9 protein-coding genes and 1 pseudogene are annotated in these 11,806 nt (G+C 70.3%); 3 read left to right on the forward strand and 7 right to left on the reverse strand.

What is annotated here, in order from left to right:
* The 7 genes from BN11_RS16070 to BN11_RS16100 form a co-directional block, all read right to left on the reverse strand.
* Nucleotides 1-1,180, reverse strand: a 1,180-nt coding sequence (locus BN11_RS16070; protein ID WP_053084148.1) for an MFS transporter, incomplete at its 3' end; no start/stop codon positions are given.
* Nucleotides 1,177-2,271, reverse strand: a complete 1,095-nt coding sequence (gene mnmA / locus BN11_RS16075; RefSeq protein ID WP_048699377.1) for a tRNA 2-thiouridine(34) synthase MnmA — start codon at nt 2,269-2,271, stop codon at nt 1,177-1,179. The genes BN11_RS16070 and mnmA, both read right to left, overlap by 4 nt.
* Nucleotides 2,271-3,458, reverse strand: coding sequence for a cysteine desulfurase family protein (locus BN11_RS16080; protein WP_048699378.1), 1,188 nt, complete (start codon nt 3,456-3,458; stop codon nt 2,271-2,273). Before BN11_RS16080 ends, mnmA begins: the two co-directional genes overlap by 1 nt.
* Nucleotides 3,459-3,649: 191 nt before the next feature.
* Nucleotides 3,650-4,606 carry an electron transfer flavoprotein subunit alpha/FixB family protein gene (locus BN11_RS16085; RefSeq protein ID WP_048699379.1) on the reverse strand — a complete coding sequence of 319 codons (957 nt, stop codon included), beginning with the start codon at nt 4,604-4,606 and terminating at the stop codon, nt 3,650-3,652.
* Between the two features lie 31 nt (nt 4,607-4,637).
* Entirely contained in the window at nt 4,638-5,420 is a 783-nt protein-coding gene (locus BN11_RS16090; protein WP_048699381.1) for an electron transfer flavoprotein subunit beta/FixA family protein, read from the reverse strand.
* A 195-nt stretch (nt 5,421-5,615) separates the two neighbouring features.
* Nucleotides 5,616-6,395 carry an enoyl-CoA hydratase/isomerase family protein gene (locus tag BN11_RS16095; RefSeq protein ID WP_048699383.1) on the reverse strand — a complete coding sequence of 260 codons (780 nt, stop codon included), beginning with the start codon at nt 6,393-6,395 and terminating at the stop codon, nt 5,616-5,618.
* Between the two features lie 7 nt (nt 6,396-6,402).
* Nucleotides 6,403-6,966, reverse strand: a complete 564-nt coding sequence (locus BN11_RS16100; protein WP_048699385.1) for a YbjN domain-containing protein — start codon at nt 6,964-6,966, stop codon at nt 6,403-6,405.
* A 34-nt stretch (nt 6,967-7,000) separates the two neighbouring features.
* Here BN11_RS16100 and glgX point away from each other — a divergent pair, with 34 nt between their 5' ends.
* From glgX to BN11_RS24080, 3 genes and pseudogenes are all read left to right on the forward strand, one after another.
* Nucleotides 7,001-9,025 carry a glycogen debranching protein GlgX gene (glgX, locus tag BN11_RS16105; protein WP_235435517.1) on the forward strand — a complete coding sequence of 675 codons (2,025 nt, stop codon included), beginning with the start codon at nt 7,001-7,003 and terminating at the stop codon, nt 9,023-9,025.
* A 69-nt stretch (nt 9,026-9,094) separates the two neighbouring features.
* Nucleotides 9,095-11,079: pseudogene (locus BN11_RS16110) on the forward strand (alpha-1,4-glucan--maltose-1-phosphate maltosyltransferase).
* A gap of 4 nt (nt 11,080-11,083) precedes the next feature.
* A partial coding sequence (locus BN11_RS24080; protein ID WP_048699387.1) for a maltokinase N-terminal cap-like domain-containing protein occupies nt 11,084-11,806 on the forward strand: 723 nt, incomplete at its 3' end.

An 11,806-nucleotide genomic window follows, 5' to 3' on the forward strand; every position in this document is an offset into this window, starting at 1 on the left:
CGGCGACGCACGCGAGCCCGCCGCTGGTGATGGCGCCGCGGACGCTCCACGCGTCGGCGACGAGGCCGGCGCGAGCCTGCCCGCCGAGCGGGCCGACGGAGAAGGACAGCATCTCGATGCCGGCCAGACGCCCGCGCATGCGTTCGGGGATGGTCTGGTTCCAGACGGTGCCGCGGAAGACCGCGGAGACATTGTCCGCAGCGCCCGCCAGCGCCAGTGCCAGCATCGCGAGCCAGATCGTCGGAGCGAGACCGACGAGCGCGATGGCGCAGCCGTATGCCGTCGCCGCGATCGTGATCGCCCGGCCGTGGTGGTGCACCCGGTGCATCCACCCCGACAGGCTGGTCGCGACGAGGGCGCCGACGGTCTCGGCCGAGTAGAGGAGGCCGACGAGTTCGGGCCGTTCGAAGACGTCCGTGGCGAACGCGGGGAAGAGCACGATCGGCATCGCGAGCAGCATCGCCGCGATGTCGATGAGATAGGTGCCCAGCAGATCCCGGCGGCGCACGGCATACGTCCAGCCCTCGGCGATGCCCCGCACCGACGGCGCGGTCGTCTCGCCCCGGTGCGGATAGGGGCGCATCCGGGCATACATGGCCGTGGCGAACAGCATGCCGGCGAAGTCCACGACGAAGCACCAACCGATCCCGACAGTGGCGATGAGCAGGCCGGCGATCGTCGGCCCGACGAAGAGGCCGGCCTGCATCCCGAACGACGAGAGGGCGTTGGCCTGACTGATCTGGTCGTGGCGAACAGTCCTGGGCAGCAACGATTCTCGCGACGGTCGTTGCACCGCGCCGACGGAGATGAGCAGTGCGCCGATGACGAAGATCACGACGATGCTCGGCCGCTGCCGGAAGGCGTTGGCGGCCAGGGCGGCCATCAGGACGACCTGGGCGATGCCGCACGTGACGAGCAGGCGACGGCGATCGACGTGGTCGGCCAGCGCCCCGCCCCAGAGGCCGAAGACGATGAGCGGCACGAGCTCGACGACGCCCATCAGGCCGACCATGGCGTTGGAGCCGGTCTCGCGATAGATCAGGAACGGCAGCGCCACATAGGAGACCATGTGCCCGAGATAGAAGACCGTGCCCGCGATGAGGAGCAGCCGGTAGTCGCGGGACTCGCGGGCGGGGGTGAGGTCGACGCGCAGGCCGGCGAGCCGTCGTCGCCAGGTCATGCGCCGGTCGTATGCCGCGCGCGCCCCGCCTCGGCGATCGTCGCCGAGCCGACGACGCGCGTGCCGTCGTAGAGGACGACGGACTGGCCGGGCGCGACACCGCGGATGGTGCGTCCGAGGCGGACGACGATCTCGTCGCCCTCGACGTGCGCGGTGGCAGGGATCTCCTCGCCGTGGGCGCGCACCTGGGCGCCCACCGCGATGGGACCACTCGGGGCCGGGCCGCACCAGAGCGCGCGGATACCGCGGATCTCGTCGACGCCGAGCAGGTCGGCGGGGCCGATCGTCACGGTGTTGGCGGCGCGGTCGATCGCGGTGACGTAGCGCGCCTGCCCGTCCATCGAGCTGCGTTCCAGGCCAAGGCCTTTGCGCTGCCCGATGGTGAAGCCGTAGGCGCCGTGGTGGTGACCGACCACCTGCCCGTCGGCGTCGAGGATGTCGCCGGGCTGCTCCCCCAGCCGGTCGGTGAGCCAACCGCGCGTGTCGCCGTCGGGGATGAAGCAGATGTCGTAGGAGTCGGGCTTCTTGGCGATGAAGAAACCCCGCTCGGCTGCCTCCTCGCGGACCCGGGGCTTGGTGGTATCGCCGAGGGGGAAGAACGCGCGGTCGAGTTGGTCGGGGGTGAGGACGCCGAGGACGTAGGACTGGTCCTTGGCGGCGTCGACGGCGCGATGCAGTTGCCGTCCGTCGGGGCCGTCGACGATCTGCGCGTAGTGTCCGGTCGCCACGGCGTCGAACCCGAGGGCGAGCGCCTTGTCGAGGAGCGCCGAGAACTTGATCTTCTCGTTGCAGCGCAGGCACGGATTGGGGGTGCGGCCGGCGGCGTACTCCGCGACGAAGTCGTCCACGACGTCGCGCTGAAAGCGGTCGGCGAGATCCCAGACGTAGAACGGTATGCCGAGCCGGTCGGCCACCCGGCGGGCGTCGCCGGCGTCCTCGATGGTGCAGCAGCCGCGCGCGGACTCGCGAAGCGTTGCGGCAGAACGCGACAGCGCCAGGTGGACCCCGACCACCTCGTGGCCGGCATCGAGCATGCGGGCGGCGGCGACGGCGGAGTCCACTCCCCCGCTCATGGCCGCGACGACACGCATCAGGCCGCCCCGCGCGCGGCCTGCGAGCGCGCCACCGCATCGGGCAGCACGGCGAGGACGGCGTCGACGTCCTCCTCGGTGCTGGTGTGCCCCAGGCTGAAACGCAGCGCGCCGGCGGCGTCGGCGTCGCCGATGCGGAGTGCCGTCAGGACGTGGCTCGGCCTCGTCACGCCGGCCGTGCAGGCCGACCCCGCCGAGCAGGAGATCCCGGCCGCATCGAGGACGAAGAGCAACGCATCGCGATCGGCGCCCGGAACCCGCAGGTGCGCATTGCCGGGCAGCCGGTCGGCGGCACTCCCCGGAGTCCAGGCGCCCGTGACCTCGATGCCGAGGCCGAGCGCGAGTGCCCCGCGAATGAGCTTGTCCCGCAACGCAATGACGCGGGTCATCTCGTCGTCCAGGCCGGCCACCGCGGTCTCGACCGCCCCCCCCCCCGCCGCGAGCGCGTGTACCCCGCGCGCGTCGAGCGTGCCTGAGCGCACCTTGCGCTCCTGTCCGCCGCCGTGCAACTGCGGCGCGAGCGCGGCGTCCCGGCGAGCGAGCAGCGCGCCGCTGCCGACCGGTCCGCCGAGCTTGTGTCCGGTGAGCGTGAGCAGGTCGAGCCCGCTGGCGGAGAAGTCGACCGGCACATGCCCGACCGCCTGCACGGCGTCGGAGTGCATCGGTATGCCGAGCTCCCGGCATACGGCCGCCAGCTGCGCGATGGGCTGGATCGTCCCGATCTCGTTGTTGCCCCACATGATGCTCACCAGCGCCACGTCCGCGCCGTCACCGAGCGCCGACGTGAGCGCGTCCGGCGCGATGGCGCCCACCACCGTGGGCTCCACGAAAACCGCCGTGGCGCCCGAGGACTCCGTCATGTAATCGACCGAGTCGAGGATCGCGTGGTGCTCGATGGCGCTGGTGACGACTCGGGTGCGCGCCGGCTCAGCAGTATGCCGCGCGGCATACGTCCCTTTGATCGCCAGGTTGTCCGCCTCGGTCCCCCCGGAGGTGAAGATGACCTCCGACGGATGCGCACCGAGGGCCGCCGCGATCCGCTCGCGCGCCTCCTCGACTATCCGCCGCGCCGCCCGACCGGCGGCGTTGACCGCCGACGGATTGCCGACGAGGTCAAGAGTCTCGATCAGGGCAGCCCGCGCCGCCGGCACCAGCGGTGTCGTGGCAGCGTGATCGAGGTAGTGCACCGAGAGATTCTACGAGCGAGATCTCGGCGGCCCGGAACCGACGTCTCGACGAAGGCAGGCGGGACGAGAAGCAAAGCCGGGTGAGGCGGGGGCGAGAGGGGCGGTTGAGACCGAAGGTCGCTCTGCGACCGAGTGTCGAATCTCCCGCCCCGACGCCGCCGCCTCGTCCGGCGAGCACAAGACGACGCGAACTAGCCCTTCGAGGCCTGGACCTTCTCCGTCGCCTGCGGGAGGACGGTGAAGAGGTCGCCGACGACGCCGAAGTCGACCAGTTCGAAGATCGGCGCCTCCGGGTCCTTGTTGATCGCGACGATGGTCTTCGACGTCTGCATGCCGGCGCGGTGCTGGATGGCCCCGGAGATGCCGCACGCGACATACAGCTGCGGGCTGACCTGCTTGCCGGTCTGGCCGACCTGCGAGGTGTGGGGATACCAGCCGGCGTCCACGGCGGCGCGCGAGGCGCCGACGGCAGCGCCGAGGGAGTCGGCGAAGGTCTCGACGGGCGAGAAGTCGCCGCCGGTGCCGCGGCCGCCGGAGACCACGATCGCGGCCTCGGTCAACTCGGGACGGCCGGAGGCCTGCTTCTCCTTGGCCTCGGTGATCTGCGCGGTCTTCGCGGCGTCGGAGATGGTCAGGTTGACCGGGACGACCTGCCCGGCTGCCGGCTTCTCCTGCGGCGCAGCCGAATTCGGCTTGACGCAGATGATCGGGGTGCCCTTGGTGACCTTGGCCTTGACGGTGTAGGAGCCGGCGAAGACGGACTTCGTCGTCTCGATGCCGCCGTCACCGGGCTGGACGTCAATGGCGTCGGTGACCAGGCCGGAGCCGGTCTTGACGGCGACGCGGGCGGCGATCTCCTTGCCGGCGGGGTTGGACGGGATGAGGACGGCGCCGGGCTTGAGCTTGCCGACCAGTGCGGCAAGGAACTCGGCCTGCGGCACGACGAGGTAGCCGGTCAGGTCGGCGCTGTCCATCGCGTAGACGCGGCCGGCACCGAACTTGCCCAGGGTCGCGGCGGCCTCGGCGGCGCCCGGACCGAGGTAGACGGCGGACGGCTCGCCCAGGCGGGCGGCGATCGTCAGCATCTCGGCGGTCGTCTTGCGGACCTGCCCGTTCGCGTGGTCCACGAGCACGAAGATTTCAGCCATTGGTTACTCCTGGAAATGAAGGTCTCGTGGGTCAGATGAACTTGCGGCCGGCCAGGAACTCGGCGAGCTTGGTGCCGCCGTCTCCCTCGTCCGTGACGATCTCGCCCTGCTCACGCGGCGGGCGCTTGGCGACGGAGATCACCTCGGTCGAGGAGCCCGCGGCGCCGACCTGTCCGGCGTCGATGCCGAGGTCGGCAAGGGTCCAGGTCTCGACCGGCTTCTTCTTGGCGGCCATGATCCCCTTGAAGGAGGGGTAGCGCGGCTCGTTGATCTGGTCAGTGACGGAGATCAGGGCCGGTACGGCGCCGAAGATGGTCTCGCTGGCGGTGTCCCCGTCGCGGCGGGCGGTGACGGTGCCGCCGTCGACCGTCAGCTCCGAGGCATAGGTCACCTGCGGCAAAGCGAGCCGCTCGGCGAGCATCGCCGGGACCACGCCCATGGTGCCGTCGGTCGAGGCCATGCCGGTCAGCACCAGGTCGGGCATGCCGACCTTCTTGATGGCCTCGGCGAGGATGAGCGAGGTGGCCAGGGCGTCGGAGCCCTTGATGGCCTCGTCGTTGACGTGGACGCCCTTGTCGGCGCCCATCTGCAGGGCCTTCTTGACGGCGTCGGCCGCCTGATCGGGGCCGATGGTGATGACGGTGACCGCACCCTCGCCGGACTCGGCGATCTTCAGCGCCTCCTCGACGGCGTATTCGTCGAGTTCGGACAGCAGCCCGTCCACGCTCTCGCGGTTGGTGGTCAGGTCCGCCTCGTCGAAGCCCCGGTCCGCCTGGGCGTCCGGCACGTACTTCACACAAACGACGATGTTCATCTCGCGTTGCATCCTTAACGGTTGGTCTGGCCGGCAGATCCCGGCGCGGGCACTGCGGTTCAGTCTCTCAGGCACCGCTCGGCGAACCGGTCCCGTCGCGGCGTGATTGTCAACACGCCCAGCGTGTCAAGAGTGCGCGACGCGCCGTAATGCCGGCGGAATGCCGGCGCGTCGCGCACTCTCGACGGGGGGTGTTCAGCGGCCGGTGAAGGTGGCCTTGCCCGGGCCCTTCTCGACGAAGGAGTCCATGCCGGCCTGCCGGTCCTCGGTCGCGAACAGTCCGGAGAAGAGCATCCGCTCGATCTCCAACCCGGTCTGCAGGTCGCTGTCCAGACCCTTGTCGATGGCTTCCTTGGCCGCCCGCAGCGCCAGGGCGGGGCCGCCGACGAACCGGGACATCCAGTCGCGGGCGGCGGCATACACCTGGTCGGCGGGCACCACCTTGTCGACGAGGCCGATCGCGAGCGCCTCGGCGGCGTCGACGAACCGCCCGCTGTAGACGATCTCCTTCGCCCGCGCCGGGCCGACGAGCCGGGCCAGGCGCTGGGTGCCGCCGGCGCCGGGGATGATGCCGAGCAGGATCTCGGGCTGCCCGAGCTTGGCGTCCTGCGCCGCGATCCGGAAGTCGCACGCGAGAGCGACCTCACATCCCCCGCCTAGCGCATAGCCGGTGATCGCGGCCACCGTCGGCTTCGGCACCGCGGCCAGCGCGCGCGTGAAGCCCTGGAGCCCACCCGCCGCGGTGGCCATGTCGGCATACGACATCTGCTGCATCTGCTTGATGTCGGCGCCGGCGGCGAAGACCTTCTCACCGCCGTAGACGATCACCGCAGCTACGGCCGGGTCGGCCGACGCCGCCGCGGCGGCCTCCCCGAGCTCGGACTGGACCTGCAGGTTCAACGCGTTCATCGGTGGCCGGGTCAGGCGGATCGTGCCGATGCCGTCCTCGACCTCGAGGGTGACGAATTCGCCCATGACGCACCTAGTTCCCGCTGCCGTTGGGGCCGGAGCCGTTCATCCCGAAGGCCGACCCGGGGGTGGCCTCCCCAGAGGTCTCGGCGGCCTGCATCTCGGCGAGCTTCTCCTCCCCGATGGCCCGCTGATGCCACAGCGAAACCCCGTGCAAAACAAGGGGAATGGCCACCATGAGCAGGCTGCGGACGTCGGCCCCGCGCGGCAGCATGTGCTCGGACGTGACGAGCAAGGTGTCCTCGGCCATGGAGGTCTTGATCATGTTGAAAGCGATGTTGACGTCATTGCACGCCCGGAGCCGCTCGACTGGGTCGGTCGGCACGGGTTCGGCAAGACGCCACTGACCGAACACGCGCAGGATCTGGGCGTCGTCCTCGCTCGTGCGGATGAACAGTTGCTGGTCCTGGAAGGTGAAGGTGATGTCGCCGTCGGAGTCGGTGCTCGGCTCCAGTTCGAGTTCGCGCAGCGCGGCCGTGACGCGTTCGGTCAGGGGCGCCTCGGCGGGGCCGGTCTCGGAGGGTGCCGGGTTGGTGCCGAATCCGGGCAAATTGGGCAATGCGGTGGGATCAGTCATTGCTCCAACCTATCCATGCTTAGGCTAGATGTTCATGTCAGTCATGTCGCGGGAACTGCCACCCGCCCCCGGGATGACGCTGGTGCCCGGAGGCGCCGAGTTCGCCGTATATGCCGCACACGCCACCGGGGTGACCCTCAGCCTCGACGACGGCCACCGGGAGCGCCGGGTGGAGCTGGAGGGCCCGCTGCACGGCTGGTGGTGCGCCGACCTGCCCGGAGTCGGACCGGGCACCCGTTACACGCTGCACGCCGACGGACCCGTCGATCCCGGCCGCTCGCTGCGGTATGACGCCCGCACCCCTCTCCTGGACCCTTACGCCCGCGCCCTGGACTTCGGCGGCTCCGCGGTCGTGATCGACCCCACGTTCGACTGGGGCGGCGACGTGCCGCCGCGGCACCCCTGGTCGAGTTCGGTCCTCTACGAAGGCCACGTCCGCGGCCTGACGATGCTGCACCCCGGCATACCGTCGCACCTGCGCGGGACCTACGCGGGCCTGGGCCACCCCGCGCTCATCGAGCACCTGCACCGCATCGGCGTGACGACGCTGGAACTGCTGCCCGTGCACGCCTTCGTCAGCGAACCCGCTCTGCTGCAACGGGGTTTGATCAACTATTGGGGTTACAACTCCCTCGGCTTCTTCGCTCCGCACGGGCGGTATGCCGCCGCGGCCGACCCGCAGGGGGTCGTCGACGAGTTCAAGGCCATGGTGCGAGCCCTGCACGCCGGCGGCATCGAAGTGATCCTCGATGTCGTGTACAACCACACGGCCGAGCAGGGCATCGACGGGCCGACCCTCTCCTGGCGCGGCCTGGACGCCGCCGCCTACTACCGCATCGACGCCTTCGGGCGCGATGTCGACATGAGCGGGTGCGGCAACACCTTCGACCTGTGCCACCCGGTGGCCTGCCAGCTCGTGCTGGACTCACTGCGCTATTGGGTGGGCGAGATGCACGTCGACGGCTTCCGGTTCGACTTGGCCGTCGCCCTCGGCCGGGACAAGAACGGCGACTACGACCCGGACCACCCCTTCCTCGTCGCCCTGCGGACCGACCCGCTGCTCTCCACCACCAAACTCGTGGCGGAGCCGTGGGACATCGGTTTCGGCGGCTGGCGCACCGGCCAGTTCCCGCCGCCCTTCAGCGAGTGGAACGACCGCTTCCGCGACGACGTGCGCACCTTCTGGCTCTCGGACGTCGCGAGCGTCCTCGGCGGTGGCCCCGGCCACGGGTCCCGCATGCTGGCCACCCGGCTGGCCGGGTCCCAGGACCTCTTCGGCCACGGCCATCGCGCACCGACGGCGTCGATCAACTTCGTGACGGCCCACGACGGTTTCACGGCGGCCGACCTGACGGCATACGACGAGAAGCACAACGAGGCCAACGGCGAAGGCAACCGCGACGGCGCGTCGCACAACCGGTCCTGGAACCACACCGTCGAGGGCCCCACCGACGACGAAGCGGTCAACGCCGCCCGGCGCCGCAGCATCCGCAACCTCCTCGGCACCCTGCTGATCTCCAGCGGGGTGCCGATGTTGTGCGCGGGCGACGAGTTCGGGCGCACCCAGTACGGCAACAACAACGCCTACTGCCAGGACAACGAGATCAGCTGGCTGGACTGGCGCTGGGAGCCGTGGCAGGCCGAACTCGTCGACCAGGTGGCGGCGCTGACCCGGCTGCGCCGCGAGCACGCCGTCCTGCGCCAGCGGCGCTTCCTGACCGGCGACCCGGTATACGAGGGCGGGCCGGCCGACGTGTCGTGGCGCTCGCCCGAGGGCGCGCCGCTCGGCGCCCAGGAGTGGGAGGACCCGGCCACGCGCAGCTTCTCGATGCTGCTCGGCTCGGCCAATGCCGCCGAGACCGACATCCTCCTGATCGTCAACGGGCAGACCCACCCGGTCCAGATGACGCTGCCCGACATCCCGGGACGGCAGCGCTACCGGCTGATGTGGGATTCGGCCGCCGAGGAGGCCGACCTGAGCCGGGAGGACGAGCGCGGCTTCGGCGACCAGGTCAAGGCGGCGCCATGCAGCCTGCAAGTGTGGGCCTCCGTTGGATAGGTTTGCGCCGTGACTCCCCTGACTCGACCGGCCACCCGGACAGCCCAACCGAGCACCCCGCGAGCCCCCGTGACGACGCCCCCGCAGACACCGATCGGCCGCATACCCGTCCAGGACGTCAAGCCGCTGGTCGACGGGGGCGCCCGGCCGGCGAAGGCGGTGGTCGGGGAGACGTTCACGATCTCGGCCACGGTCTTTCGCGAGGGTCACGACGCCGTCAACGCGACCGTCGTCCTGACCCGGCCGGACGGGTCCACGCAGCACCTGCCCATGGACTGCATCAACCCCGGCCTGAACCTGTGGATCGCCGAGGTCACCCCCGACGCGGTCGGCGACTGGACCTACCGGGTGGAGGGCTGGGGGGATCCGTTCGGCACGTGGGAACACGACGCGACCATCAAGGTGGCCGCCGGCGTCGATGTCGAATTGATGCTCACCGAGGGCGCGCTGCTGTTGGAGCGGGCGGCGGCCCAGCCGGGCCGCAGCGGCGAGGGCCGCCTGCTTCTCGACGAGGCCGTTTCCCGCCTGCGCGACTCGCGGGCGGCGTCCATCCCGACGTGCACGCCGAGATGGACCGGCTCCCGATGCGCGAATACGTTTCCCCCACGGCCGATTTCCCGCTGCTCGTCGAGCGCGAGCGGGCGCTGTATGGCGCGTGGTACGAGATCTTCCCCCGCTCCGAGGGGTGCTACTACGACGAGGGCGCGGGCGGCTGGATCTCGGGCACGCTCCGCACGGCCACGAAGCGGTTGCCGGCCATCGCCGCCATGGGTTTCGACGTCGTGTACCTGACGCCGATCCACCCCATCGGCACCACGGCCCGCAAGGGCCCCAACAACACCCTGGACGCCGGCCCCCGCGACCCGGGCAGCCCCTATGCCATCGGCTCGCCCGATGGCGGCCACGACGCGATCCACCCCGACCTGGGCACCTTCGACGACTTCGACTTCTTCGTCGCCGAGGCGGGCCGGCACGGCCTCGAGGTGGCGATGGACATCGCGCTGCAGGCCTCCCCCGACCACCCGTGGGTCCAGAGCCACCCGGAGTTGTTCAAGCACCGGGCCGACGGCACGATCGCCTACGCCGAGAACCCGCCGAAGAAGTACCAGGACATCTATCCGCTGAACTTCGACAACGACCCGGAGAAGGCGTATGCCGAGGTGCGCCGGGTCATGCAGGTCTGGATCGACCACGGCGTCAAGATCTTCCGGGTCGACAACCCGCACACCAAGCCGGTCGAGTTCTGGCAATGGCTGATCGCCGACGTCGCCAAGGACCACCCCGATGTCATCTGGCTGGCCGAGGCCTTCACCAAGCCGGCGATGATGCACACGCTCGGCAAGGTCGGCTTCCAGCAGAGCTACACCTATTACGCGTGGCGCAACCAGCCGTGGGACCTGCGCGAGTACGTCGAGGAACTGGCGGGCGAGGCCGCGGCATACATGCGCCCGTCGTTCTGGCCCACCACCCACGACATCCTCACGCCCTATATGCAGTTCGGCGGGCCGGCGGCCTGGAAGGTCCGGGCGGCGCTGGCGGCGACGCTCGTCCCGACCTACGGGATCTACACCGGCTACGAGCTGATGGAGCACGTCGCCCGGCCCGGCGCCGAGGAACAGATCGACAACGAGAAATACCAGTTCAAGGACCGCCGCTGGATGGACTACGAGGAGGGCGGCCCGCGCAGCGGTCAGACCCTCGCGCCCTATCTGACCCGGCTCAACGAGATCCGCCGCGCCCACCCCGCGCTGCACTGGCTGCGCAATATCACCTTCCACACCGTGGCCGACGAGAACCTGCTCTGCTTCTCCAAGCACCGGGTGCTGCCCTCGGGCGAGGTGGACACGATCATCGTGGTCGCCAACCTCGACCCGCACTCGACCCGCAGTTCCATCGTCAGCCTGAACATGCCGGCCCTGGGCATGGACTGGGGCGACAGCTTCACCGCCCACGACGAGATCAGCGGCGCCGACTGGCAGTGGGGGGAGCGCAACTATGTGCGGCTGGGCCCGGAGTGGGAACCGGTGCACATCATCCACGTGCGGCGGGGCTGAGTCGATGGCGATCCTGCACTTCGGCGCCTCGATCACCCCCACCAAGCTGGAGTTGCTCACCGGCTGGATCGGCTCCCAACGGTGGTATGCCGGCAAAGGCAGCACACCGCAGCCGCGGCGGCTGTTCAGCTGGCGGCTCGATGACCCCGAGGGCGAGGTCGGCATCGAGTCGATCATCCTCGCGGACGACTCCAGCAGCCCGCCGGTGGTCTATCAGGTGCCTTTGACCTACCGGTCGGCCCCTCTCGCCGGCGCGGCCGCCGCCCTCGTCGGGGTGGTCGAGCACTCTGTGCTCGGCACCCGCTATGTGTATGACGCGCCCCACGACCCCGTCTTCGCCGAGCGCCTCTTCGCGCTCGCCACCGGACAGGCGCAGGCCGCCTCGAGCAGCGCGAACGACACCGTCGAGGAGACCGTCACCGGCACCGGAACGCCGAATGGGTTGCGGCTGACCAGTTCTCGGGTCCTGACCGGGGAGCAGTCGAACACCTCGATCATCTCCATCGCGGTCGACGAGGCCGGCGCCGAGCACCCGGTGATCACCAAGGTCTTCCGCGCATTGGCCGACGGCGACAACCCCGACGTCATCCTGCAGGGGGCACTGGCCTCCGCCGGCTGCACCTGCGTGCCCGCCAGCCTGGGCGCGGTGGCCGGGTCCTGGCCGGGCGCCGACGGCGACAGCACGGCGCACGGGCACCTGGCCCTCGTCCAGGAGTTCCTGCCCGGA

The organism is Nostocoides australiense Ben110, assembly GCF_001050535.1.
GTDB lineage: Bacteria > Actinomycetota > Actinomycetes > Actinomycetales > Dermatophilaceae > Nostocoides_A > Nostocoides_A australiense.